The organism is Dactylosporangium thailandense (assembly GCF_059739745.1).
The window spans coordinates 4,438,899-4,464,188 of record NZ_AP029195.1 but is presented as its reverse complement, the minus strand read 5'-3'; the positions used below and the strand labels follow the sequence as shown (position 1 = coordinate 4,464,188).

Here is a 25,290-nt window from a genome sequence, read left to right as displayed (position 1 = left end):
CCGCCGGCCGCCTGCCGGCCCCTGGTCAGCGCGTCCGGCAGGGCCCAGTGCAGGTGCATGCCGGCGCGCAGCAGCGCCGTCTCGTCCTCGAAGGCCGGCCCGACGATCTCGTCGCTGATCTGCGCCACGTCGCCGTTGACGTCGCGGGTGCCGTCGAAATACGGCAGCCGGCTGTAGTCGGCGGTGGAGCGCACCACCACCCGGTCGATCGGACAATGCAGAGCCGCAACCTGCACAGGGACGAGCAGCGTGCTATTCATACGACTCCGACCTGCCGCAATTCTCGCCTCGCCGAGAACTTAGCGGCACGTCAATGTTTTTAGCAATCCCTCCAAGGCGGGAACGCATATTCGCGCAGCTGCCCGCAAATCCCGACGGAACCGGGCATACCCGTGCCGAGAATCAAGACCATCGGCCGATGGACGTCCACTGGCGGTGCTAATTCGCAGCCGATCGGGGGATCAAGGACCCGAGGCCGTCCAGCAGCCAGTCCAGGATGGCCTCGAAGGTCTGGGGCGCGGCCGCGTGCCGGTCCGGGTCGGCGGCCCAGCGGCTGAAGTGGGGGTGGGCACCCTCCGCCGCGATGCGCTCCAGATACGGCGCCGCGCTCGCGGCCAGGTCGGCGTCGGTGGGGGAGCCGATGCCGGCGCGCATGGTGCGCTCCTCCAGCAACGCCAGGCCGGAGCCGAACACGTGGCCCAGCACGGTGTTGACGAACCCCATGCGGGTGGCCGCCGGCAGGTGCAGCGGGTCGAGCTCGGCCAGGGCCGCGTCGTAGAGCGCCAGCGCGTTCGGGCCAAGGGGCGGGCGGGCGAAGGCCAGGCGCGCGAACCACGGATGGCGCTGGACGGCGGTCCAGCCCGACGCGCCGAGCGAGCGCAGGGCCGGGCGCCAGCCCTCGCCCCGCTGGACGGTGAACCGGCCGTACACCTGGTCGGCCATCAGGTCCGCCAGGCCGTCCTTGCTGCCGACGTACCGGTACAGGGCCATGGGGCTGCGCACGCCCAGGCGGGCGGCCAGCGCGCGCATGGTGACCTCGCCGCTGGGCTCGGCGTCGGCCAGGTCCGTCGCGGCGGCCACGATGCGCTCGCGGCTCAGCGGCGGGGGAGCGGGAGTCTCGTACCACACCGGACTGTTCATGGTGGACAAAGATTACCAGGGCGTGTACTACGTACACCATGAGTGGACAACGTACACCTGACGTCCTCGTCGTCGGCGGAGGGCTGGTCGGGCTCACCGCCGCGCTCGTGCTGCGCCATCACGGCGTCTCCGTGACGCTCGTCGAGCGCCGCGCCGGCACCTCGCCGCAGCCGAAGGCGCGCCGCTTCCACATGCGCACCATGGAGATCTTCCGCGAGCTCGGGCTGGCCGGGCTCGTGCACGAGGCCGCCCGCGACCTGGCCGGGCACGACCACATGGCCGCCGGGCGCACCCTCGCCGAGGCCGAGCGGCTGCCGCTGTGGCAGCCGGCCGGCGGGCTCGCGGTCGAGGTCAGCCCCGAGCTGCCCTGCCTGCTGGCACAGGACTCGCTCGAGCCGCTGCTGCGCGCCGCGGCCGTCGAGGCGGGTGCCGACGTGCGGTTCGGCACGCCGCTGCTCGGCTTCGAGCAGACCGGGGACGAGGTGATCGGCCGCCTGGAGCACGCCGAGATCCGGGCGCGGTACCTGATCGCGGCCGACGGTGCCCGCAGCGGCATCCGCGAGGCGCTCGGCATCACGCGCGCCGGATCGGGCGCGGTCGGCGGGCCGAGCGTGAACGTGTACTTCACCGCCGACCTCGCCGACGTCGTGCGCGGCCGCGAGTTCAACCTGTGCCAGATCGACCATCCGGAGGCGCCCGGCGGGCTGGCCTCCGTCGACGGGCGCCACCGCTGGGTGTTCATGAGCCCGGGCGGCGACACCGAGCGCGACTGGCCTTCGCTGCTGCGCACGGCGCTGGGAGTACCGATGCCGGATCTCGACGTGCGAAGTGTCCTGCCGTGGCAGGCCGAGATGCTGGTGGCCGACCGCTACTCGGCCGGGCGCGTGTTCCTCGCCGGCGACGCGGCGCACGTGATGCCGCCGTATGCGGCCAGCGGCGCGAACACCGGGATCGCCGACGTGCACAACCTCGGCTGGAAGCTCGCCGCCGTCCTGCGCGGGCAGGCCGCGGCGGGCCTGCTCGACAGCTATCACGCCGAGCGCCGCCCGGCGGGGTGGTTCGCGGCCGATCAGTCCGCCCGCCGCACCGAGTCGTTCAAGCTCGGCACGCCCGACCCGACCCTCGCGCACCCCTACGTGCTGGCGGCCGGCGGGTTCCAGTACACCGCCGGCGCGATCGTCCCGGACGGCTCCGAGGAGCCGACGCTCGACTTCGCCCCGGCGGGCCGCGTCGGCACCCGGGTGCCGCACCGCTGGCTCGACGACGCCCGGTCGAAGTCCACATTGGACGCCGCCGGGCCGGACTGGGCGGTGCTGCCGGGCGGCGGCCGGGTGGACTTCGCGGGGGCCGGCGAGGTGCTGCTCCTGCGCCCGGACCACGTCGTCGCGTGGCGGGGCACCCGCGCCGACGACGCCGCCCGCGTCCGCGACGCGCTGCTCAAGGGCTAACCCCAGCGCGCAGTACCGTTGCCAGAGTGTTGGTCGCCGTCGCGCTGGTGGCCGCCGTCGTCGTGTTGGACAGCAGCGGACTGCTGAGCCCTTGGTGGTCCGTGCTCGTCGACGATGTCGCGCAGCTCCTCGCCGCCGTCGCCGCGACGGTGGCCTGCTGGCTCGCCGCCGCCCGGCAGCGCGGGGTCCAGCGGTGGTGGCGCATCTGGATGGGCGCGGGCGCGTGCGGCTGGGCGCTGGGCCAGGTCGTCTGGTGCTGGTACTTCCTGGCCCGCGGCGAGGAGCTGCCGAGCCTCTCGCTCGCCGACGCCGGCTACCTCGCGCTGCCGGTGTTCGCGTTCGCGGCCCTCGTCACCCTCGCCATCGGCCCGTCCGCGCAGCACCTGCCCCGCCACCTCGCGGGGCAGGCGCTGACGGCGATCGACGGGCTCGTCATCGTCGGCGCGCTGTTCGTGCTCAGCTGGATCACCGCGCTGGGAGCCGCCGTGCACGGCGGCAGCGCCAACCGGATGAGCTACCTGGTCGCGATCGCGTACCCGGTCACCGACCTGCTGCTCACCGTCCGGGTGGTGCTGCTGCTCGGTGCGTCCTCGGTGGCGGACCGCGTCCAGCTGGCCCTGCTCGGCGCGGGCCTGTTCTGCTTCGTGCTGTCCGACAGCGCGTACGCCTACCAGGTGGCCGTCAGCGCCGGCGGCATCCCCCCGATCGCCGACATCGGGTACATCGCCGGGTTCGTCCTGGTCGCCATGGCGGCGTGGACGACACCGGCCCCGCCGGCGCGCTGGGCGGCGCACGGGGAGCTGGGCTTGGGCCGGCTGCTGCTGCCGTACTACCCGGTGGCCGCGATGGCCGTCGCGCTGGTCGTGCAGCGGGTCCGGGGCATCGAGGCCGACGACGTCACGGTGATCGTCGCGTCCACGGTCGTCACCCTGCTCGTCGTCCGCCAGGCGATCACGCTCGTGCAGAGCGCCGACCTGGTCGCGTCGCGCACGCGGCTGCTGCTCACCAACGACGACGCCCGCCGGCAGCTGGAGCGCAACCTGCACGACGGCGTCCAGCAGCGGCTCATCGCCCTGGCGCTGGACATCCGCCGGGCCGAGTCGGACGTACCCCCCGAGCTCACCCGGCTCCGCGCGGAGCTCGACGCCGTCGTCGCCGCGCTGAACGGCACCGTCGACGAGGTGCGGGAGATCTCGCGCGGGGTACACCCGTCGATCCTGACCCAGGGCGGGCTGCGGCTCGGGCTGCGCGCGCTCGCCCGGCGCTCGGCCGTGGCCGTCGAGCTCGACGTGCAGATGGAGGGGCGGCTGCCCGAGCCGGTCGAGGTCGCCGCGTACTACGTGATGGCCGAGGCCCTCACCAACGCCGCCAAGCACGCCGAGGCCACCGTCGTGTCGGCCGGGGCGACGGTGCGGGGTGGCGTGCTGCACCTGTCGGTCCGCGACAACGGGATCGGCGGTGCGGATCCCCGCAGCGGGACGGGCCTCACCGGCCTGTCCGACCGGGTCGAGGCGCTCGGCGGCACCCTGACCGTGGACAGCGCGCCCGGCCGCGGCACGAGCCTGCACGCCGAGTTCCCCCTCGACCGGCCGTGACGAATGCCGAGCCGCCGGGTCAGGGCGCGGGGTTCTCCGCGATCAGCCGGATCGTGAAGCCCTCGGGTCCGGGCCGCAGCGACACGTACGCGCACAGCTGGTACGTCAGCCACAGCCCCAGCCCGCCCGGCTCGCCCGCGGCGATCAGGCCCGCCGCCGGGTCGGCCGGCCCCGGGCCGCGATCGCCGACGGTCACGAGCACGCGACCCGGCTCGGCCCAGGCGCGCAGGCGCACCGGCGCGCGGCCGTGCCGCACGGCGTTGGTGACCGCCTCGGTGACGCCCAGCAGCAGCCCCTGCAACTCGTCGACGTCCAGCGCCGCGATCGGCTGGAGCGCCTCGACGGCCCTGCGGGCCCGCACGAGCGACGGGTCGGTCATCTCGACCGCCGGCGGGAGCGCCTCGAGCGGGTCCGTCCACGGCCGCACCGCGTCGGCGAGGAACTCGCGCGGCGGCCGGTAGCCCGGGCTGGCCACCCTGTCCCCGCCGGCGGTCACCAGGTGCGTGTGCGTGCGCCGCACGTCCTCGAGGACCTCGGGCGGGGCGGTGCGGGTGTCGTAGGGGCAGAGGCCGTACATCGGGAACTCGTCGTACACCTCGTTGGCGGCGGCCTCGTAGCGCGCCCACCACTCCCACGGCACCCCGGCGCCCGGATGGGGCACGTCCCCGGCGATGCGGATCTGGGCCGCGCCCTGGGCCACGTAGCCGGCCAGCATCTCGCGGTGCCGCCGGATCGCGACCGCCGGGCGCAGGTAGTGCCGGCCGCCGTCGATGAAGATGACCCCGCTGTCCCGGCCGAGGGCGGCGCGCACCAGCGACTGGTTGTGCGGCCCGAACAGCGAGACGCTCGGCTCGCCGGCCGCGACCCCGTCGCGCAGGAACGGCAGCACGAGCGCGAGGAACTCCTCGTCGCTGCCGTAGAAGCCGGCCTCGTGCAGGATGCCGTCGTGCCCGGCCGCGGGTCCCGACCTCACGACACCACCACCCGAAGGTCACGCAGGTCCAGCAGGCCGGCCAGCCGCGGTACGGCACTGTGCCGGTCGGCCCGCAGCACCGTCGCCGCGCCGAGGCCCCGCACGTGCCCGACGAGCTGCATCAGGGCCCGGTGGTCGATGAATGTGAGCTCCCGCGCGTCGATCGTCACCGCGCCGCCGACCGGCTCCAGCTCGACGCGCCGCAGCGCCGCCCGCAGCTGCTCGTGCCCGGCCGGGTCGATCTCGCCCGCCAGCACCGCGGCCACCCCCGGCTCCGAGGCCGCGAACATCCGCAACGGCGTCGCGGCCGGCTGCGCGAGCGGGTGCATCCCGGCGAGCTCGGCCACGGCGGCGTCCCCGAGCTTGGCCCGGTTGAATCCGCACAGACCGGACAGCGGGTGGCGTGCCATATACGCGTCGATCATGAATTCGTACCGCCCGAAGGCCGCTCGCCCCTCCGGCGTCGCCACCAGCCGGGTCGAGTCGGCCGCGACCCGCAGGCCGGTGTAGCCGTCGGCGAGCGCCCGCTCGGTCGCGTCCGCCCAGAAGCGCAGCTGCTCGGCCGGGTCGATCGGGCCGTCGGCTTCCTCGCGCAGGAGGCTGAGCACGCGCTGCCCGGCCACTCGGCCATCGGCCAGAAAACGGTCCACGATCGCGTGGTAGTCGGCGGGATCGTCGAAGACCCAGCTGATGTGGTCGTGTCCGCCGAGCGCGTCGACCGCGTCGACGAACCCGGTCCGGCGCATGGTCCGAACGGTAACATGCTTGCCGCCCGGCAAGCTCTTCCCCGGCCGGGCCGGGCGGCCGCACGCGTGCGACCTGAAGTTGTGAACCTCGGGTACCCTTGCGGGTGAAGGGGAGTAGTCCTTCGCCGGTTCGCCGTCAGTTCGGAGCCCTCGCGGTTCCCGGTGGCCGGGCCCCGCGCATCGGGGTGGACGAGACCTTCGACCCAGCTGGTGACGAACACGTTGCCGCGGACAGGGTCGAGGTCTCGCGTGCGAGAGTTCGGTTCCTGCCGGCGGCGGGAAGGACCTCTGATGCCGACCATCGCCGACCGCATTCGCCGGTTCCTGAGCAGCCCCCAGGGGCAGCGGCTGATCATGCGCGCCCAGGCCGAGCTGCGCAAGCCGCAGAACCGCCGCCGCCTCGAGCAGGTCGTCTCCCGTGTCCGCCGTCGCGGTTGAGCGGCCCGGCGCCGGTGGTGACCTGCGCGGCGCGCCGGTCGCCGAGCTGCACTACGACGCCGACGCCGTCCTCGTGGTCGCCGGCGTGCCCGGCGCGGGCAAGACGACCCTGCTGCGCCGCCTGTTCCCGGCCGGCGGCGCGGGCGTGCGGGTGCTGGACTCCGACCACACGCGGGAATGGTGGCGCCAGTACCTCGGCCGGCTCCCGTACCGGTACTGGCGCCCGGTCGTGCACGTCAGCCACTACGCCCGGCTGGTGCGCGCGCTGAACGCGAACGGCCCGATCGTCGTGCACGAATGCGCGACGCGGCCGTGGGCGCGGCGGCTCATCTTCGCCGCGGCGCGCCGCTCCGGCCGCCGGGTGCACCTGCTGCTGCTCGACGTCAGCCCGGCCGACGCGCTCGCGGGCCAGCAGGCGCGCGGCCGGCGCGTGCGGTCGCGGTCGTTCGAGACGCACTGCCGCAACTGGCGGGCCGTCGTGCGCGGCGAGCACCGCGACGCGGCGTCCGTCACCCTCATCGACCGGCCGGGGGCCGCGAACCTGGACGCCATCCGGTTCCGGCGGGGCGAAACTTTCACCTCCCGGTGAGCCGTGCGGACGGTCCTCGGCGCGACTCGCGCGCCGGGGCCGTCCGGCCGGCATAGGGCCTCCGAGCGGCGCGAATGCCGGAATCGCGACCGGTCCGGGGCAACGACCGCGGCCGTGTGGGCGTGCGCCGGTCAGTCTCCGAGGCTCCCCGGCACCGAACGTGTGAGCGATAACATTCGCGAAATTCGTTTCGTACCTGTCGCCCACGGAGGATCTGATGCCGTTCCCTAGGGTGGTGGCCGCCGCCTCGGCCGCCGGACTCGCCGTCGCCGGGGCCGCCGCGGTGCTCACCGCCAACCCCGCCCAGGCGGCCGCCGGCTGCCGCGTCGACTACGCCGTCGCCAGCTCCTGGCCGGGTGGCTTCACCGCCAACGTCACCGTCACCAACTACGGCGAGGCCGTCGACGGCTGGCGGCTCACGTGGTCGTTCGGCGCCGGCCAGACCGTCACCCAGCTCTGGGGCGGCACGGTCACCCAGTCCGGCGCCCAGGTCGCGGTCGCCAACGCGACGTACAACGGCAGCATTCCCACCGGCGCCAACGTCGCCTTCGGATTCAACGGCTCGTGGAACGGGTCGAACCCGGCGCCCACCGGCTTCGCGCTCAACGGCGTCGCCTGCAACGGCGCGCCCACCACCCCGACGAGTACCCCGTCCAGTACCCCGTCCAGTACCCCGTCGACCAGCCCCAGCGCCTCCACGCCGGCGTGCGCGCTGCCCTCGTCGTACCGGTGGTCGTCGACGGGTGCGCTGGCCAGTCCGGCGAACGGATGGGTGTCGCTGAAGGACTTCACCAACGTCGTGTACAACGGCAAGCATCTGGTGTACGCGACGACCCATGACACCGGTTCGTCGTGGGGGTCGATGAACTTCGGGCTGTTCACCAACTGGTCCGACATGGGCTCGGCGAGCCAGAACCGGATGAACTTCAGCGCCGTGGCGCCGACGCTGTTCTACTTCGCGCCGAAGAACATCTGGGTGCTGACCTACCAGTGGGGCGGCACGGCCTTCTCGTACCGAACCTCCAGCGACCCGTCCAACCCCAACGGCTGGTCGGCCCAGCAGACGCTCTTCACCGGCAGCATCTCCGGCTCCGGCACGGGCCCGATCGACCAGACCATCATCGGTGACGGCTCGAACATGTACCTGTTCTTCGCCGGCGACAACGGCAAGATCTACCGGGCGAGCATGCCGATCGGGAACTTCCCCGGCAGCTTCGGCTCCAGCTACACCCAGATCATGAGCGACTCGACCAACAACCTGTTCGAGGGCGTCGAGGTCTACAAGGTGCAGGGCCAGAACCAGTACCTCATGCTCGTCGAGGCCATCGGCGCCAACGGCCGCTACTTCCGCTCCTTCACCGCCTCCAGCCTCAGCGGCTCCTGGACCCCGCAGGCCGCCAGCGAGGGCAACCCGTTCGCCGGCAAGGCCAACAGCGGCGCGACGTGGACCAACGACATCAGCCACGGCGACCTGGTCCGCACCAACCCCGACCAGACCAAGACCGTCGACCCGTGCAACCTGCAACTGCTCTACCAGGGCCGCGCCACCAACTCCGGCGGCGACTACGGCCTGCTGCCCTACCGCCCCGCCGTGCTGACCCTGCGGCGCTGACCTACGGCCGCAGCTCCGCCCGCAGGGTCTCCAGGGCCGTTTCGATGATGTCGAAGAGCCTGCGGTCGTCGTCGGCGTCGAGCCACTCGGTCACCGACACGTACATCAGGGTGACCGAGGTCTCGGCGAGCAGCGCGGCCCGGGCCGGCTCGAGGCCCCGGGCGCGGAAGCCCTCCCGGACCACCTCGGCGAGCGCGGCCCGCTTGTGCAGGTCGCGCTCGCGGAGCCCGGGGTCGGACGCGACGATGGCCCGGCGCTGGCGCAGCGCGGCCTTGCGGCCCTCGAAGTGCGTCTGGGCGACGGTGCGCAGGCCCGCGAGGAGCATCGCCAGCGGCTCGCCGGTCGTCGGGGCCTCGGCCATGAGCTGCTCGGCGAATGCCGGGATCGCGGACTCGTCGGCGAAGAGCACCTCGCGCTTGTCGGCGAAGTGGCGGAAGAACGTGCGCGTCGTCAAACCCGCCCGGGCGGTGATCGCCGGCACTGTGGTCGCGGCGAAGCCCTGCTCGGCGAAGAGCTCGAGGGCCGCCTGCCGCAGCCGCTCGCGCGCGTCGGGTTGCCATCGTGCCATGGCGGAAGTCTAGCGGTGATGACATGGCGTGTCATGGCCGGTATGGTGATGGCACGGCGTGTCGTCATCGGGATGCTCGCCGCACCAGGGCGGAGCTGTGTCATGCACGACGTATGGATTCTCGGCGGGACCGGCCGCAGCGCGCGGGCGATCGCCGCCGAACTGCTCGAACGGGGCATCCGGCCGGTGCTCGTGGGGCGGGATGCCGCGCGGCTCGAGGCGGCCGCCGGCGGCTTGCCGACGCTCGTGGCCGGGTCGGTCGCGGCGACGGCGGACGCGATCCGCCGGGACCGCCCGGCCGTGGTCGTCAACACCATCGGCCCGTTCACCGAGACGGCCGCGCCGCTGCTGCGGGCCTGCCTGCCGGCGAGCCACTACCTCGACCTCGCCAACGACCTCGCCGCCGTCTCGGCGACCCTCGGCCAGGACCAGGCGTTCGCCGCCGCCGGACGCACCGCCGTCACCGGCGCCGGATTCGGGGTGACCGCGACCGAGAGCGTCGTGGTGAAGCTCTGCGAGGGCCGGCCCGCCGCGCGGCGCGTCCGGGTCGACATGGTGCCCTCGCTGGCCGCGGAGGACGGTGTTCTCGGCGACGCCCTCGCGGGCACGATCGTCGAGGGGCTGCCGGGGGTCGCGGGCGGCGGCCGGTACCAGGGCCGCCGCTACCGCGACGGCCGGCTCGCCCCCGCCCGGCTGGCCGCCGACCCGATCCGCCTGACGCTGCCCGACGGCTCGGTGGTCACGACCGCCGGGATGCCGCTCGGCGAGCTCATGGCCGCCCAGCGGGCCAGCGGGGCCGCCGACGTGCTCAGCGCGTCGAGCGAGGCCCCGGCCGCGCCCGTTGTCCGCGCCGTCCTGCCCGCGGCCACGGCCCTGCTGAACCTCGGGCCCGTGCGGGCGTTCGCGCGGCGCCGGCTGGCCGCGGTGCGGTTCGCGGCCCGGCCGAAGCCGCGTGAGCACTCGTGGGGTCACGCCGTCGTCGAGTGGCCCGACGGCAGCCGGCGCGAGGGCTGGCTGCGCGTCGGCGAGGCGCAGGCCTGGACCGGCTCGGTGCCGGCCGAGGTCGTCCGCCGCCTGCTGGACGGCGAGGGCCGGCCGGGCGCGTACACCCCGGCGGCCCTGTTCGGCCCGGCGCTGGCCGAGGCGTGCGGCGGCGAGTACCAGCTGTCGTAGGGTGCGCGCCCGGCGACCTGCCGTCCGTCACCAGTCGGCGTGCGTGCTCGGGCAGGGTGCGAGCTCGAGGGGCAGGTCCGCCTCGAGGGTGGTGCCCCGCCCGGGTGGGCTGCTGATCGAGACGCTCCCACCCAGCGCGTGCACCCGGTCGGCCAGCCCGAGCAGGCCGTCGCCGTGGGCGGGGTCGGCGCCGCCGGTGCCGTCATCGCGCACGGTGAGGCGAAGCCTGTCCTCGCGGACCGCCACCTCGAGCCGGGCGTGCGAGGCCCGCGCGTGCCTGGCGGTGTTCGTCAGCGCCTCCGCGGCGATGCGGTACGCCGCCGTCTCGATCGGTTCGGGGAAGCGGCGGTCGAGGCGCGCCAGGATTTCGACCGGGACGTCCGAACGCCGGGCCAGGGCCTTGAGCGCGGGCTGCAGCCCGCGGTCGGACAGCATCGTGGGGTAGATGTCGCGGGAGACCTCCCGCAGGTCGTCCAGCACCCCGTTCAGCCCGTGCGGTACCTCGGACAGGTGCCGCCGCAGCTCCGGCATGCCCGCCGGGACGCCCGACACCGCGTCGCCCGCCTGGATGCTGATCGCGATGAGCTGCTGGATGCCGTGGTGCAGGTCGCGTTCGATCCGGCGCCGGTCCCGGTCGGCGGCGACGAGCACCCGAAACCGCGAGGCGGCCAGGTCGCAGCGTGCCCGGGCGTTGGCGACGGCGATGGCGATGAGGTCGGCGAAGTCGGCCACCCGCGCCTCCGCGGCCGGTGCCAGCGGCCGCTCGCCGGTCACGGTGGCGTTCACGGCTCCCCAGACCCGACCCTCGACGAGGATCGGGGCCCCGACCGTCCCGCGCACGTGGTGCCGGCGCAGCTGCGCGGCGATGGCGCCCGGGGCGGTGGCGAGGCTGTCCATCCGCGCCGGCCGGCCGGTCCGCCGGACCGTCGCCGTGACGCTGTGGCCGTCCAGGGGCAGCCGCTCGCCGATCGGCATGCCGGTGGCGGCGGACCGCGACACGCCGACCACGGTCGCGGTGCCGTCGCGCTCGTAGCGCACGACGTGCGCACCGTCGCTGCCGATCAGCCGCTCCAGGTCGACCGCGGCCGCGTTCAGGACCGCGGCCGGCGCGGCGCCGCTCGCCACGTGGGTCGCGATGCGCCGTGCCGCGGCCTGTGTCCGGGCGGCGCGTTCCAGGTGCCGTATGCGCCGCTGGAGGGCGTCGCCCATCAGGTTGTACGAGCGGGTGAGGTCGCGGACCTCACCCGCGCCGCTCTCGGGCACGCGGCTGTCCAGCTCACCGCGCGCGAGGCGGTCGGCCATGGAGGCCGCCCGGCGAACCGGCCGGGCGACGGCCCGGCTGGTGTACCCGACGACGGCGCAGCCGAGCAGGACCGCGCTCGCCATGCCGGCGACTCCCGCCGTGATCGCCCGGCCGGCGCGCGCCCGGACCAGCCGGTCGTGCTCGGCCGAGAACTGCTGCTCGCTCGCGGCCAGGCGGTCGAGCCGGGCCCGGAGCTCGGCGACGATGCGCTCGTCCTCCCGCAGCGTCGCCGTGCTGCGCGCGGCGGGGTCGCCGCGCCGGGCCGCATCGAGCGCGGGCATCGCGGAGTCGACGAGGTACGACTGGCTGACGCGGGTGACCGCGCGGGCCTGGCGAGCCTGGTCCGGCGTATGGGCCAGCCGCAGCAGCCGCGCGTCCGCGCGGATCAGCCGGGCCCGCGCCTGCTGCCAGGTCACGAGCAATCCCGGGTCCCTCGTGACGAGGAAGCCCCGCTCGGTCCGGTCGAGGTCGAGAACGCACTGTTCGGCCTCATCCTCGGCGGCCAGCAACTGCGCGGAACGCGCCGAGATCCGATCCGCCTCGCGGTGCTGAACAATCGAGACGAGCAAAGCGCCGAACATGGCCCCGACACCGATAACGACGACCACATAACCCACGACGAAGCGAAGCACCAGCCCACCACGCACGGCAGCCTCCGATCGTGATTGCGGCTCGATCGCCGCTGTCTCAGGCCCACGATGCGGAAAGAATGCGACGGCCGGCCGCAATCGCGGCCCCGTCGGGCGAGCGCCGGCCGCACCGCTATGGCCGCGAACCGAAACGCATTCGAGCCATTTTAGTCGGGCTTCCGGCGCCCCGCCCGCGCCGCGACGTGCTCCTGGTGACGTGCTATTGGTTCAGGCGGGTGCCGCGCCGCCAGACGGCCCGGGTGTTGAGGGTGTCGGTGATGGTGGTGGTCGGGTCGCCGTCGACGAGCAGCAGGTCGGCGCGCAGCCCGGCGGCGATGCGGCCCCGGTCCGTCAGGCCGAACCGCCGGGCCGGGGTGCTGGTGGCGGCCCGGAGCGCCTCGACGGGGGACAGGCCGGCCTCGACGAGGTACTGCAGCTCGTGGTGCACGCTGGCGCCGTGGGCGAGGCCGCCCAGGAAGGGCAGGGGCAACGCGGCGTCGGTGCCGACGAGGATGTCGACGCCGGCGTCGTGCAGCGCCTTCACCGACGCGAGGACGTCGCCGAGGCGGCCCTGCGGGTAGCGGCCGAAGCTCGAGCGCAGGGTCGCCATCCAGTCCTCGGGCAGCCGGGCGGCGACCCGGGGGTCGTCGGCGAGCGCGGCGCCGGTGATGCCCATCATCGAGGCGTCGAGGACCACGCACGGCACCACGAACGCGCCCGAGGCGGCGATGAGCGCGATGATCGCGTCGATGTGGGGGCGGTCCATGAACAGGTGCGCCAGCCCGCCGATGCCCGCCTCGATCGACATGCGGGTGGCGTCGAGGGTGAGCGCGTGCGCGACGGTGAGCATGCCGTGCCGTTTCGCGGCGGCCACGCCGGCGTCGAGCGTCGCCTGGTCCAGCATGGGCAGGCCGGGGTGGCCCTCGACGCTGCCGTCGTCGACCATGAACTTGATGTAGTCCGAGCCCGTCTCGACGAGTCTCGGGACGAACGCGGCCGCCTCCTGCGGCGTGGTGGAGAACGGCATCACCGGCAGTGTCCCGGCCTGCGATGCGCCGGCCGACACACCGGGCGGCGGCCCGGGCCGGAAGTCCTTGGGAAACAGCTCGCTGGGGTGCCCGCCGGGCGGCGTGATCCCGAACCCGGCCGAGCGCACGTCGGCGAGGGTGTCGTCGTCGGTGATGCGGGCCCGGTTGGGGCGGGTGTTGGTGCCCTGCATCTCCAGCTCGGTCGTCACCCCGAACCGCAGGGCCAGCGCCAGGCTCGCGGGGTTGGTGTGGACGTGCGCGTCGATGAGGCCGGGCAGCAGCGTCGCCCCGGCGGCGTCGAGCACCTCGGCGTCCGCGGGCGTCTCGCCGCCCACCGCGGCGATCCGCGGGCCGTCGAGGACCACGGTCGTGGCGCCGAGCACCTCGTGCCCGTCGAAGATCCGCGCGTTGATGATGGCTGTCTGCATGGGGTCCCCTGCCTCCGGGAGATGACGTCACGCTCGCCGCCGACGAACATGTATCTGACGAACGCGTTCGTCACGAACGTACCTCCTGTCGAACGAGTTCGCAACGAACATGTTCGTCACCACAGCCGCGGCCGGTTCACCGCTGCCGCGGCTTCGATCCCGGGGCTCACCCCGCACACCGGCCGGCCGCCGAGCCGCAGGTCATCGCGTGGTGTCCGGGGCCGGGGCAGCGGGTAGGCCGGTTGCCATGGTGTACGCCTTGGCCTTGTCCGCAGCGGCGTTCGTGGGGATCGGCAACGCGGTGCAGCAGCGGTCGGCGGCTCGGGCGCCGTCCGGCGCGGTGCTGCACTGGCGGCTGCTGGGGTACCTGCTCCACCAGAGGCTGTGGCTGGCCGGCATCGCCACGTCGGTGGTCGGCAACGTGCTCAGCGGCGCCGCGCTCGGGCTGGGCAGCGTGGCCGAGGTGGAGCCCCTGAGCGTGATGGCGGTGCTGTTCGCGATGGGCGTCGCGGCCGTGTGGAGCCGGTACCGGGTCGGGTGGCGGGAGTGGTCCGGCGCGACCGCGGTGGTCGTCGGCGTCATCGTGTTCCTGCTCGTCGCCCGGCCCGGCCCGGGCCAGGCGGACGCGCCGGTGTGGCAGTGGGCGCTGGCCGCCACGTCGATCGGCGCGATCACGGCCGCGCTGGTGTCGCTGGCCCGGCGGATGCGCCCGCAGCACGAGGCGGCCGTGCTGGGCCTGGGCGCGGGCATGCTCTTCGGTCTGCAGGCGGCGCTGACGAGCACGGCGGCGCGCCGGCTCTTCGACCGCGGGCTGCTGCCGATGCTGGTCGACTGGACGCCGTACGCCGTCGTGGTGATCGCGGTCATCGGCATCCTACTGGCCCAGAGCGCGTTCAAGCTCGCCCCGCTGCCGGTCTCCTACCCGCCCGTGGCCGCGGCGGAACCGCTCGCCGGCGTGGCCATCGGCATCGGGGTGCTGGAGGGCACGATGCGGATCACGCCGATCGCCCTGGTCATCGAGATCGTCGCGCTGGCGATGATGACCGTGGGCGTCTACGCTCTCGCCTCCTCCCGGCTGGTGGAGGCCCACCACCACGCGCACCATCGCCCCCACCTCCCGCACCGGCACCGGCACCCGCCTCGCGCGTGACGCCGAGGCTCCTCCGGGCGGTGCTCCGCCTGGCTCAACGCGGTCTTCGGTGGGCGGCCCGGACCCCGAATCGTGCTGATCTTCGGGGGAGTGCTGGCGCTGGGCTCGGCGTCGGCCTCCTGCCGTCCTGGCGCTACGGGTTCGTGCTGCTGGGCCGCGGCGGGCGCCCCGGTGCTCTTCGGCCTCCTCACCGGCTCGCTCGCGGGCGTGGTGGGCATGGCCAAGGCGATGAACCTGCGCGACACCTTCCTGCTGATGGTGGTACCGCTGCTGGCCAACGGCCTCGTCGGACCTGCAGCGCCGACAAACTCGCCGCCGAGCGCGGCCTGACCCTCGCCAACGGCGCGTGGTCGAACGGCGACAACCCATTCGCGAACCGGCGGTGCGACGATGCCGCCACGAGCGCCGGGGTTGGCGCGGTGTTCTACCAGCGAGGCATGGCGATGTGTAGATTGGTGGTTGGGAGCGCGGTTGATGAAACGCGGCGAGTGCTTCGGACCCTTCGTCACGCTCGTCGTGGCGCTCGGCACGGCCGCGTTCACGCTGAACAACGGCAGCTCCATGCGGAGCTGACCACCGGCCCGGTCTCCGAGGCGCGGCGCATCGTGGGCATCGCGTTCGAGGATCCGACGCGTGGGAATCGGGTGCAGCTCGGCGACGCCGGGCTGCAGGCGCTGTACATCGTGCTGTGGTCGTTCGAACGGATCGACGTGGCGCGTGACACGCTGCTTGGGCGGTGGCGGTGGCTGGCGCTCAACCCGCGCCGGATGCTGGACATGAGCATCCGGCGGCACGTGCGGATGTATCTGGGATACATCGAGCGGGCCCAGACCGGCGGGCAGGCGCTCGTGCGGCGGACCGATGCCACCACCGAGGCTGGCATCTTCCGGCTCGGGAAGAGGATCGGGCTGGATACGGCGCGAGACGCAGACATGCAGGGCCGTCATAGAGGCCGGCTGCGGAGCCGTCGTCGGTCACATGGATGCCTCCGGGTGGATCACTTGCCCCCCGAGAGGTGGTCCCGGTTCAGGGTCGCCTCATCGGCCGTGCGGCGCGGTGAGGGGGCTGCCCGAAACTTTCACGGGTGTCAATCGTTCCGAGGGGGTTCGGCGCGCCGGGCGCTGCAACAATCCTGCACACGTCGATCCATTGACTTCTGCTCGGCCTGGCGCCAGTTTGATGAGGAATGCGCTTTCCTGGCGGCCGCGGGAGTAGCGACACCCCATCGAGTGAGACGAAGGTGAGCGAGGATGAGACGACCAGTCGCGTTGCGGCTCCTGGCGGTCGGTGCGGCGGGCGCCGCCACGGCGATCGGTGTGGCCCTGGTGGTACCGCAGGCGTCGGCGGCGACCGGCGGCGTCACCGGGTACGCGACCCAGAACGGCGGCACCACCGGCGGCGCGGGCGGCCAGACGGTCAAGGCCACCACCGGGACCGCGATCCACACCGCCCTGTGCAACCGGGCCTCGAGCAGCACCCCGATCATCATCCAGGTCGAGGGCACGATCACCGTCGGGAACACCGCCAAGGTTTCCGGCGACAGCTGCAACACCGCCGCCGGGGTCATCGAGCTCAAGCAGATCAGCAACGTCACGATCGTCGGGGTCGGTGCCGGAGCCGTCTTCGACCAGATCGGCATCCACATCCGCGAGTCCAGCAACATCATCATCCAGAACGTGACCGTGCAGAACGTGAAGAAGTCGGGCTCGCCCACCTCGAACGGTGGCGACGCCATCGGCATGGAGAGCAGCGTCCACAACGTCTGGGTGGACCACAACTCCCTGCTGGCGTCGGGCGGCGAGGACCAGGGCTACGACTCGCTCATCGACATGAAGGCGGGCACGAACTACGTGACCGTCTCCTACAACACGCTGCGCAACTCCGGCCGGGGCGGGCTCATCGGGTCCAGTGACAGCGACACGGGCAACGGGCCGGTGACGTTCCACCACAACCTGTACGAGAACATCGACTCCCGCACGCCCCTGCTGCGCGCGGCCACCGCGCACATCTACAACAACTACTACGTGAGCCTGAACAAGTCCGGCATCAACCCGCGCGACGGTGGCAAGGCCAAGGTCGAGAACAACTACTTCAAGAACTCCCAGGACGTCCTGGGCACGTTCTACACAGACCTGATGGGCAGCTGGCAGGTCGCCGGCAACATCTTCGACAACGTCACGTGGACCAGCCCCGGCACCGAGAACCACCCGGCGGGCCCGAACGTGCAGTCCAACACCAGCATCAGCATCCCCTACGCGTACAGCCTCGACGCCGCCAGCTGCGTGCCGACCGTGGTCACGCAGACCGCCGGGGCCAACAAGGGCCTGCAGGTGTCCAGCGGCTCCTGCTCGGTGACGACGCCGACCGCCACCACGCCGGGGCCGACCGCCAGCGCCAGCCCGACGCGGACCGCGAGCCCGACCCCCACGCAGTCGCAGCCCCTGGGTACCAACCTGAGCATCGGCGCCGGCGCGGACGGCTCCAGCAAGGCGAGCGGGACGAGCTACGGCAACGTCATCGACGGCAGCCTCAGCACCTACTGGTCGCCGTCCGGCACGACCGGCGACATCTCGGTCAAGTGGAGCTCCGCCAAGTCGATCTCCAAGATCAACATCCGCGAGGCGTCCGGCTCCGCCGGTGCCATCGGCTCCTGGCAGGTCATCAACGCCGACACCGGCGCCGTGCTGAAGTCCGGCAGCGGCGCGGGCGTCATCAGCTTCACGTCGACCTCGCTGAAGAAGATCACGTTCAGGATCACCGGCGCGTCGGGGACGCCCAAGGTCGCCGAGTTCGAGACCTACGCCTGAGCACCCCTGCGGGCCAAGGGTGCGGTGACCGCCGACCGCGGCGGTCACCGCACCCGCATCTGACCCCGAGACGGTGCTTCACCCGTTCGGTCCGACGTCGGCCGCGCCCGCATGGGTGAGGAGCTCGGGCACGACGATCCGCTCGTACATCTCGTCGCTCACGCCCCGCCGCCGCGCCGCCTCCTTGAGGGTCAGGTCGTCGTCGATGGCGAGATGCGCGATCTCGGATGCCTTGTCGTAGCCGATGACCGGCGACAGCGCCGTGACCATCATGACCGAGCGTTCCACGTTCTGCCGCAGCCGGTCGCGGTTGAGCTCGAGGCCTTCGACGAGAAACTCGCGGAAGTGGTCGGCGGCGTCGGCGAGGATGCGGATCGAGTGCAGGACGTTGCTGATGACGACGGGGCGGAAGGCGTTGAGCTCGAAGTTGCCCTCGTTGCCGCCGATGGCCACGGCGGTGTCCGACCCGAGCACCTGGACGCACACCATGAGCATCGCCTCGGCCTGGGTCGGGTTGACCTTGCCGGGCATGATCGAGGAGCCGGGCTCGTTGGCCGGCAGGATCAGCTCGTGCAGGCCGGTGCGCGGGCCGGAGCCGAGCCAGCGCATGTCGTTGGCGAACTTGAACAGCGCCGTGGCGATCCCGCGCAGCGCGGCCGACGTGCGCACCAGCGCGTCCAGGGAAGCCTGGGCGGCGAACTTGTTGGGCGCGGTGACGAACGGCCGGCCGGTCAGCTCCGCGAGCACTTCCGCGGTGTCCTCGCCGAAGCCGGTCGGGGCGTTGAGGCCGGTGCCGACGGCGGTACCGCCCATCGCCAGCCGGTACAAACCCCGCATGGTTGAGGCGAGGTGCTCGACGGCGTCCTCGAGCTGGGCGGCGTAGCCGGACCACTCCTGGCCGACGGTGAGCGGGGTGGCGTCCTCCAGATGTGTCCGGCCGACCTTCACGACGTCGGCCCACTCCCGGCTCTTGACCGCGGTGGCGTGGTGCAGCCTGGCGAGGGCCGGCAGCAGGCGCTCCTCGATCGCGGTGATCGCGGCGATGTGCATGGCGGTGGGGAAGGTGTCGTTGGAGGACTGCCCCATGTTGACGTCGTCGTTCGGGTGGACCGGCGTCTTGGAGCCCAGTTGCCCGCCGACGAGCTGGATCGCGCGGTTGGAGATCACCTCGTTGACGTTCATGTTGGACTGGGTGCCGGAGCCGGTCTGCCAGACGTACAACGGGAACTCGCTGTCGAGCTTTCCGGCGATCACCTCGTCGGCCACCCGTGCGATCAGGCCGGCCTTCCACTGCGGCATCCGCCCGGCGCCGGCGTTGACGATCGCCGCGGCCTTCTTGACGTAGCCGTAGGCGTGGTAGACCGCCTTGGGCATGCGGTCGTCGCCGATGTCGAAGTGCACCAGGGAGCGCTGGGTCTGCGCGCCCCAGTAACGGTCGGCCGGCACGGCGACCGGGCCGAGCGAGTCGGTTTCGGTGCGGGTGCCGGTGGCGTCGATGCCGATCGGCACGTCGCGCACCTCGGGCCCGCCGTTCGGCTTGCCTGCGGCCATCTCGTCACCCGGCCTTCACGGGACGGTACTCCGGCTGCCACATCGCGTTCTGGACCTGCTGTACCGGATCGGTGAGCTCGACCCGGGCAAGGCCCTCCTCGGCGGCCCGCTTGGCCACCGCGACCGCGACGGTGGCCGACACCTCCCGCAGACGCTCGACGTGCGGCAGCAGCGACGCACCGGGTGTGCTCACGTCCGCCAGGCCGGCGACGGCTTCGGCGGCGGCCGCGAACATCCCGTCGCTGATCCGCCTCGCCCTGGCCACGACGGCGCCGAGGCCGAGCCCGGGGTACAGCAGGGCGTTGTTCGCCTGCCCGATGGCGTAATGGACGCCTTGGTAGGCGACCGGCGGGACCGGGATGCCGGTGGCGATCAGGCCGCGGCCGTCGGTCCACGGGATGAGCCGGTCGGGCATCGCCTCGATGCGGTCCGTCGGGTTGGACAGCGGGAAGATGATGGGCCAGTCCACGTGTCCGGCCATCTCCCGGACGATGTCCTCGGTGAACGCGCCGTGCACGGTCGAGGTGCCGATCAGCATGGTCGGTTTGACGTTCGCGACGGTCTCCCGGAGCCCGATGCGCCCGTCGCGCCGCCAGGAGGCGACCTCGCCGGCCGGCCGGGCGTACGGGGCCTGGTAGTCGCGCAGGTCGGTCATGTCGTCGGTCAGCAGGCCCTGCTTGTCGACACACCAGACCTGCCGGGTCGCCGCGTTCCGGTCCGCACCGTCGCGGACCATCGCGTCGCGGAGCTGGTCGGCGATGCCCACCCCGGCGGTACCGGCGCCGAAGACGACGATCCGCTGGTCCCGCATCCGGGTGCCGGCCACCCGCACCGCGCTCAGCGCCGCGGCGAGCACGATCGCGCCGGTACCCTGCATGTCGTCGTTGAACGTGCACACCCGGTCGCGGTAACGCTCCAGGATCCGCCGGCCGTTGCTCGGCCCGAAGTCCTCCCAGTGCAGCAGCGCGTTCGGGAACAGCTTCGTCGCCGCCCGCACGTAGGCGTCGACGAACTCGTCGTAGCGCGGCCCGCGCTCCCGGGCGTGCCGGTTGCCGAGATAGTCCGGATCGTTGAGCAGTTCCTCGTTGTCGGTCCCGACATCGAGCGCGACCGGAATCACCCGGCCCGGGTCGATGCCGGCCGCGGCGGTGTAGACGGCCAGCTTGCCGACCGCGATGTCGATGCCGCCGGAGCCCCAGTCGCCGATCCCCAGGATCTCCTCGGCGTCGGAGGCCACGATGAGGTCCACGTCGTCCGCGCCCAGCCCGGTGTCGGCCAGCGCCTGCTCCACCCGGTCAGGCTCGTCGATCGACAGGTACACCCCGCGCGGGCGGCGGTACTCGTGGCTGTACCGCTTGATCGCCTCGCCCACGGTCGGGTCGTAGACGATCGGCAGCATCTCGCGCAGGTGCTCGGCCAGCAGCCGGTAGAACAGGACCTCGTCGTTGTCCTGCAACATGGCCAGGAAGATGTTCTTGTGCAGGTCGGAGGGCTGGTGGTGGTACTGCTCGTACACCCGCCGCACCTGGTCGTCCAAGGAGAGGATCGCCGGGGGCAGCAGGCCCTCGAGCCCCAGCGCGATTCGCTCCTCGCGGGTGAAGGCCGTGCCCTTGTTCAGCAAGGGTGTGTCGAGCACTTCCACGCCCCGCGCCGTGGTGACATATGCGCCGTTCTCCGACCGGAACCGCCGCCTCACGGCGACCCGCGTGCCTACGGTCATCGATTCGCCTCCGGTTCCTCCCGATCACCTCGCAACGCCGGTCTCAGTACCCCCTGGCGGCGCGGAATCGTCACGCGGTCGGATGAAACGAGGTGGAGCCGGGGGAGACCAGGCCGGTCTCGTAGGCGAGGACGACCGCCTGGGCCCGGTCGCGGAGGGCGAGCTTCTGCAACAGGTGCCGGACGTGGGTCTTCACCGTCGCCATCGAGATCACCAGTTCCGCGGCGATGTCCGTGTTCGACAGGCCGCGGCCGATGAGCTGGAGGATCTCGCGCTCGCGGGGAGTCAGGTCGGCGAGGCCGGCGGACGGCGGCGGAGCCGGTGGGCGGTTGACGTAGTGGCTGACCAGGCGGCGCAGCACGGTCGGGGCGAACAGGGCGTCGCCGGCCGCCACGACCCGCACCGCCTCGACCAGCTGCTGCCGGCCGACGTCCTTGAGCAGGAACCCGCTGGCGCCCGCACGGAGCGCCGCGAAGACGTGCTCGTCCAGGTCGAACGTCGTCAGGATGAGGACCCTCGTGTCGAGACCGGCATCGACGATACGGCGCGTCGCCGCGATGCCGTCGGTCCCGGGCATCCGGACGTCCATCAGCACCACGTCCGGCCGCAGGCGCTCCGCCTGCGCGAACGCCTCGGCGCCGTCCACGGCCTCGCCGACCACCTCCAGGCCGGCGACCTCGAGCACGAAGCGGAGCCCGGAGCGAACGAGGTCCTGGTCGTCGGCGATGAGGACGCGGGTCATGCCGCCTCGATCGGCAGCAGCGCCCGGACGGCGAACCCACCGTCGGCGGCGTTGCCGGCCTCCAGGCTGCCGCCGTGGATCCGCACCCGCTCGCGCATGCCGACCAGGCCGTGCGCGTCGGGCGAGGGCACGCCGCGGGCTCCGGGGCCCCGGTCGCACACCTCGATCCGCAGCGCGTCGGGCAACCAGTGCAGGCCGACCGTGACCGGCGCGCCCGGGGCGTGCTTGGTCGCGTTGGTCAACGCCTCCTGCACGATGCGATACGCGGACAGGTCGAGACTCGGCGGCAGCGGTACCGGCGCGCCGTCCACGGCCAGATCCACCGCCTGGCCGCCGTCGCGGGCCCGGTCCACGAGCGCGGGCAGCTGGGCCAGCCCCGGCAGCGGCTCCCGGTCCGGGTCGCCGGCGTCGGCGCGCAGCACCCCGAGGAGCCTGCGCATCTCGGTCAGCGCCTCGACGGCGGAGCCGCGGATCACGGCGATCGGGCGCTTCGCGAGCGCGGGATCGTATTCGAGCGCCGCCTCCGCGGCGTCGGCCTGCACGGCGATGACGCTCACCGCGTGGGCGACCAGGTCGTGCAGCTCCCGGGCGATCCGGGCGCGCTCGTCCGCGACCGCCGACCGCTCGCGCCGGTCGCGCTCCTGTTCCAGATGCCGGGTCAGCTCCTCCAGCCGGCGGTTCCGGCCGCGCTGACGGCGCACCAGCACCCCGACCGCGGCCGGTGCCAGGACGACGAGGACGGCGCCGACGTATTCCCCGACGATCACTCCCTGCATGGCGGAGCCGGCGATGCCGAAGATGGTCCCGATGAGGACCGTCGCGGCGGCCAGGTGCCGGTCGTTCACGTATGCGGTCACCGCGTAGAAGAGCAGCACCGCGGAGGGGTAGCCGACCAGCAGGAATCCGTCGGCCGGAATCAGCCAGACGGCCGAGCCGGCGAGCGCGGCCACCACCGGATGGGTCCGGCGCCAGGCGATCGGCGCGGTCGAGCCGAGGGCCACGAGCGCGCCGACGGGGGCGGCGGCGATCGGCAGGAACACGAGGACCTGCGCCAGCGCGACAGCCGCCAGCAGCGTCGCGACCACCCTGTCGGTGGTCCCGAGCTGCACGAACCGCCGCCATGGTGACACGGGGCCACGGTAGGCGGTCCGCTCGTGGCGTGTCATCAGCCCCTGGGCTGAGCTCGCTCTCGGCCCACCGGCTCAGCCGCGGTTCCGCCCGTGGGTCGATGAGCGAGGGCGGTGCCCGGCCGCACGATCGACGGCGACAACACACCGACACGAACCGGAGCCACCCATGACCACCACCACGACCAAGACCACGACCGAGGCGACCACCGCCGTGCGGCGGCGGGTGCCGATCGCCGTCCGCGGCGCCCAGCTCCTGCTGCTGGTGCCGCTCGGCGCGTTCCAGCTCGTCGCGACGATCGCCTTCTCGATCATCATGCCGCTCGCCGGCAAGGACTACATCGCCGCCGTCTGGGCGCCCGTCATGGCGCTCGCCTGCATCGTCACGGCGCTGCGCCTCGGCCGCGGCTCCGCACGGACGCTGCGCACGGCGCTGGCCCTGCTCGCGGCGCAGACCGCGTTCGGCCTGCTCAAGCTCATCGCGTTCGGCGAGTCGGCCTCGCTGGTGTTCCTGGCCGTGACCGCGCTCTGCGCCGGGCTGCTCGCGCTGCCGGCGTCCCGGCGCCACTTCCACGCCTAGGAACCGTTCGCCCGCCACAACGAGCAGGAGCCAAAGCCCATGCGATCCACGTACCGAGTTTTCGCCTATCTCATCGCGGCCGGGGTGCTGGTCCAGGCGGCCACCGTCGCCTACGCCTGGTTCGCGGTCATCCAGGACATCGACGCCGGCGGAGTCTTCGACAAGAACGCCGGCGCCAATCCCGGCCACTACGCGCACGGCATCATCGGCATGGCGGTCATCCCGCTCATCGCGCTGATCTTCCTGGTGCTGTCCTTCTTCGCCAGGATTCCCCGCGGCGTCACGTGGGCGGGCATCACGTTCGGCCTGACGGCACTGCAGGTGGCGCTGGCGGTCGTGTCGTTCAGCGCACCGCTGGTCGGCGCGCTGCACGGCATCAACGCCGTCGCCGTGCTGGCCGCCGCGCTCGTCGCCGCGCGCCGGGCCGTCGAGCCGGTGCCCCAGCAGCCGGTCGCGGCCTGACCATGAGGCGCGGGCAATGGAGAGCCGTCGTGGCGATCGCGGCGGCTCTGGCCGTGCTGGGCCCGCTGGGCTGGTGGTGGCGGGCCAGTCTCATGCCGGGCACCTACTCCGTCATGGACATGGGGCATCCCGACTACGGCGGCGGCCCCCGTGTCGGGCACAGCACCATGCATCACGGCGGCACCGAGGTCACCGCCCTCACCGGCCCGCGCGACCGGCCCGCCGACGTGTCGGTGACGCTGGTGGCCCGCGCCGAGCGGATCGGCCTTCCCGACGGTCGCACCGTGGGGGGGTACACGCTCAACCATGCCTCGCCGGGACCGCAGATCCGCGCCAGGCAGGGGCAGCTGATCGAGGTGCGGCTGGTCAACGAGTCCGTGCCGGACGGCGTCACGCTGCACTGGCACGGCTACGACGTGCCGAACGCGGAGGACGGCGTGGCCGGCGTGACCCAGGACGCCGTGGCACCGGGCGAGTCCCACGTGTACCGGTTCGTCGCGAAGGACACCGGCACGTACTGGTACCACTCCCACCAGGTCTCCCACGAACAGGTGCGGCTCGGGCTGTTCGGCGCGCTCGTGGTCGACCCGCCGACCGGCGCGCCCGCCGGCGTCGACCGGCTCGCGCTGGTGCACACCTACGGCGGCCGCCGCACGGTGGACGGCCGCCCGGGCGAGACCCGCGTCGCCGCCGCCCCCGGCAGCACGGTGCGCGTCCGGCTGGTCAACACCGACCAGGGCACCATCCGCGCATGGGTGTCCGGCGCGGCCTACCGCCTCGTCGCCGTCGACGGCCGGGATCGCACCGCCGCGCCCCCGGTCACCGCCGCCGCGATCGTGCTGCCCGCCGGTGGCCGGGCCGACGTGGAGTTCGCGGTACCGGACGGGGGCGGCGCCGTGCGGGTCGACGTCGGCGCGGCAACGGCGCTCGTGGTCGGCCCCGAGGGCGCGGCGGCCGCGGCGACGCCGGAGCCGGCGGCATCGATCGATCTGCTGTCGTACGGCGAGCCGGCGCCGATCGGCTTCGACCCCGCCGGGGCGACGCGACGGTTCGACTACCGCATCGGGCGGCGCTTCGGCTTCCTCGACGGGCGGCCCGGACTGTGGTGGACCATCAACGGCAGGCTGTACCCGGACGTGCCCATGTACATGGTCAGCGCCGGAGACGTCGTGCGCATGACGATCGCCAACGACAGCGGCGAGACGCACCCGATGCACCTGCACGGCCATCACGCGGTGGTGCTCAGCCGCGACGGGGTCGCGGCGACCGGCAGTCCATGGTGGACGGACTCGCTGGAGGTCGCCGACGGCGAGACGTACGAGATCGCGTTCGTCGCCGACAACCCCGGCGTGTGGGTCGACCACTGCCACAACCTGTCACACGCGGCAGAAGGACTCCTCGCGCACCTCGCGTACACGGGCGTCACCACGCCGTACCGCATCGGCGGCGGCGGCCACAACCACCCCGAGTGAAGCCGACCT

At 73.0% G+C, this 25,290-nt stretch carries 22 protein-coding genes; 12 read left to right on the top strand and 10 right to left on the bottom strand.

What is annotated here, in order from left to right:
* Positions 1-438 precede the first annotated feature (438 nt).
* On the bottom strand, positions 439-1,140 hold the full coding sequence (locus AC6JBM_RS19240; protein ID WP_497984962.1) for a TetR/AcrR family transcriptional regulator: 702 nt from the start codon (positions 1,138-1,140) through the stop codon (positions 439-441).
* 38 nt (positions 1,141-1,178) lie between these two features.
* Here AC6JBM_RS19240 and AC6JBM_RS19235 point away from each other — a divergent pair, with 38 nt between their 5' ends.
* A complete protein-coding gene (locus AC6JBM_RS19235) occupies positions 1,179-2,588 on the top strand; it encodes an FAD-dependent monooxygenase (protein WP_497984961.1) in 1,410 nt (469 codons plus the stop codon).
* A gap of 26 nt (positions 2,589-2,614) precedes the next feature.
* Positions 2,615-4,183, top strand: coding sequence for a sensor histidine kinase (locus AC6JBM_RS19230; protein ID WP_497984960.1), 1,569 nt, complete (start codon positions 2,615-2,617; stop codon positions 4,181-4,183).
* Between the two features lie 19 nt (positions 4,184-4,202).
* Here AC6JBM_RS19230 and AC6JBM_RS19225 read toward each other — a convergent pair whose 3' ends face one another.
* Positions 4,203-5,156 (bottom strand): anti-sigma factor RsbA family regulatory protein, encoded by a 954-nt coding sequence (locus AC6JBM_RS19225; RefSeq protein WP_497984959.1) that lies wholly within the window; start codon positions 5,154-5,156, stop codon positions 4,203-4,205.
* The gene (locus AC6JBM_RS19220; protein WP_497984958.1) at positions 5,153-5,902 is read right to left on the bottom strand and encodes an MEDS domain-containing protein; all 750 of its coding nucleotides are present in this window, start codon (positions 5,900-5,902) and stop codon (positions 5,153-5,155) included. Before AC6JBM_RS19220 ends, AC6JBM_RS19225 begins: the two co-directional genes overlap by 4 nt.
* A gap of 291 nt (positions 5,903-6,193) precedes the next feature.
* Here AC6JBM_RS19220 and AC6JBM_RS19215 point away from each other — a divergent pair, with 291 nt between their 5' ends.
* The 3 genes from AC6JBM_RS19215 to AC6JBM_RS19205 all read left to right on the top strand — a co-directional run bounded on the left by AC6JBM_RS19215 (position 6,194) and on the right by AC6JBM_RS19205 (position 8,541).
* Positions 6,194-6,340, top strand: a complete 147-nt coding sequence (locus AC6JBM_RS19215; RefSeq protein WP_497984957.1) for a hypothetical protein — start codon at positions 6,194-6,196, stop codon at positions 6,338-6,340.
* Complete coding sequence (locus AC6JBM_RS19210; protein WP_497984956.1) at positions 6,321-6,929, top strand: AAA family ATPase; 609 nt, start codon at positions 6,321-6,323, stop codon at positions 6,927-6,929. The genes AC6JBM_RS19215 and AC6JBM_RS19210 overlap by 20 nt, the downstream gene beginning before the upstream one ends.
* Before the next feature lie 217 nt (positions 6,930-7,146).
* Complete coding sequence (locus AC6JBM_RS19205) at positions 7,147-8,541, top strand: non-reducing end alpha-L-arabinofuranosidase family hydrolase (RefSeq protein WP_497984955.1); 1,395 nt, start codon at positions 7,147-7,149, stop codon at positions 8,539-8,541.
* Position 8,542: 1 nt separating this feature from the next.
* On the opposite strand, the gene AC6JBM_RS19200 is transcribed toward AC6JBM_RS19205, so the two are convergent.
* Entirely contained in the window at positions 8,543-9,109 is a 567-nt protein-coding gene (locus AC6JBM_RS19200; protein WP_497984954.1) for a TetR/AcrR family transcriptional regulator, read from the bottom strand.
* A gap of 102 nt (positions 9,110-9,211) precedes the next feature.
* On the opposite strand from AC6JBM_RS19200, the gene AC6JBM_RS19195 reads away from it, so the two are divergent.
* Positions 9,212-10,282 (top strand): saccharopine dehydrogenase family protein, encoded by a 1,071-nt coding sequence (locus AC6JBM_RS19195; RefSeq protein ID WP_497984953.1) that lies wholly within the window; start codon positions 9,212-9,214, stop codon positions 10,280-10,282.
* A 27-nt stretch (positions 10,283-10,309) separates the two neighbouring features.
* Here the strand turns inward: AC6JBM_RS19195 and AC6JBM_RS19190 are convergent, their stop codons facing one another.
* Together AC6JBM_RS19190 and AC6JBM_RS19185 are read right to left on the bottom strand one after the other, a co-directional pair.
* A complete protein-coding gene (locus AC6JBM_RS19190; protein WP_497984952.1) occupies positions 10,310-12,217 on the bottom strand; it encodes a GAF domain-containing sensor histidine kinase in 1,908 nt (635 codons plus the stop codon).
* Between the two features lie 217 nt (positions 12,218-12,434).
* Positions 12,435-13,670 (bottom strand): amidohydrolase family protein, encoded by a 1,236-nt coding sequence (locus tag AC6JBM_RS19185; protein WP_497984951.1) that lies wholly within the window; start codon positions 13,668-13,670, stop codon positions 12,435-12,437.
* A gap of 259 nt (positions 13,671-13,929) precedes the next feature.
* On the opposite strand from AC6JBM_RS19185, the gene AC6JBM_RS19180 reads away from it, so the two are divergent.
* The 3 genes from AC6JBM_RS19180 to AC6JBM_RS19170 all read left to right on the top strand — a co-directional run bounded on the left by AC6JBM_RS19180 (position 13,930) and on the right by AC6JBM_RS19170 (position 17,627).
* Complete coding sequence (locus AC6JBM_RS19180; RefSeq protein ID WP_497984950.1) at positions 13,930-14,820, top strand: DMT family transporter; 891 nt, start codon at positions 13,930-13,932, stop codon at positions 14,818-14,820.
* Positions 14,821-14,892: 72 nt separating this feature from the next.
* Positions 14,893-15,150, top strand: a complete 258-nt coding sequence (locus tag AC6JBM_RS19175; protein ID WP_497984949.1) for a hypothetical protein — start codon at positions 14,893-14,895, stop codon at positions 15,148-15,150.
* Between the two features lie 920 nt (positions 15,151-16,070).
* Positions 16,071-17,627 carry a pectate lyase family protein gene (locus AC6JBM_RS19170; protein WP_497984948.1) on the top strand — a complete coding sequence of 519 codons (1,557 nt, stop codon included), beginning with the start codon at positions 16,071-16,073 and terminating at the stop codon, positions 17,625-17,627.
* Between the two features lie 78 nt (positions 17,628-17,705).
* Here AC6JBM_RS19170 and fumC read toward each other — a convergent pair whose 3' ends face one another.
* The 4 genes from fumC to AC6JBM_RS19150 form a co-directional block, all read right to left on the bottom strand.
* A complete protein-coding gene (gene fumC, locus AC6JBM_RS19165; protein WP_497984947.1) occupies positions 17,706-19,178 on the bottom strand; it encodes a class II fumarate hydratase in 1,473 nt (490 codons plus the stop codon).
* Positions 19,179-19,182: 4 nt separating this feature from the next.
* Positions 19,183-20,898 (bottom strand): NAD-dependent malic enzyme, encoded by a 1,716-nt coding sequence (locus AC6JBM_RS19160; protein ID WP_497984946.1) that lies wholly within the window; start codon positions 20,896-20,898, stop codon positions 19,183-19,185.
* Positions 20,899-20,968: 70 nt separating this feature from the next.
* The gene (locus AC6JBM_RS19155; RefSeq protein WP_497984945.1) at positions 20,969-21,640 is read right to left on the bottom strand and encodes a response regulator; all 672 of its coding nucleotides are present in this window, start codon (positions 21,638-21,640) and stop codon (positions 20,969-20,971) included.
* Complete coding sequence (locus tag AC6JBM_RS19150) at positions 21,637-22,770, bottom strand: sensor histidine kinase (protein ID WP_497984944.1); 1,134 nt, start codon at positions 22,768-22,770, stop codon at positions 21,637-21,639. Before AC6JBM_RS19150 ends, AC6JBM_RS19155 begins: the two co-directional genes overlap by 4 nt.
* Before the next feature lie 166 nt (positions 22,771-22,936).
* Between AC6JBM_RS19150 and AC6JBM_RS19145 the strand changes: the two genes are divergently transcribed.
* Genes AC6JBM_RS19145 through AC6JBM_RS19135 form a run of 3 tightly spaced genes read left to right on the top strand, consistent with a single transcriptional unit; the run spans position 22,937 to position 25,281 of the window.
* Positions 22,937-23,347 (top strand): hypothetical protein, encoded by a 411-nt coding sequence (locus AC6JBM_RS19145; protein ID WP_497984943.1) that lies wholly within the window; start codon positions 22,937-22,939, stop codon positions 23,345-23,347.
* Between the two features lie 39 nt (positions 23,348-23,386).
* Complete coding sequence (locus AC6JBM_RS19140; RefSeq protein WP_497984942.1) at positions 23,387-23,809, top strand: hypothetical protein; 423 nt, start codon at positions 23,387-23,389, stop codon at positions 23,807-23,809.
* A gap of 29 nt (positions 23,810-23,838) precedes the next feature.
* A complete protein-coding gene (locus AC6JBM_RS19135) occupies positions 23,839-25,281 on the top strand; it encodes a multicopper oxidase family protein (RefSeq protein ID WP_497984941.1) in 1,443 nt (480 codons plus the stop codon).
* The last annotated feature ends 9 nt before the right edge of the window (positions 25,282-25,290 follow it).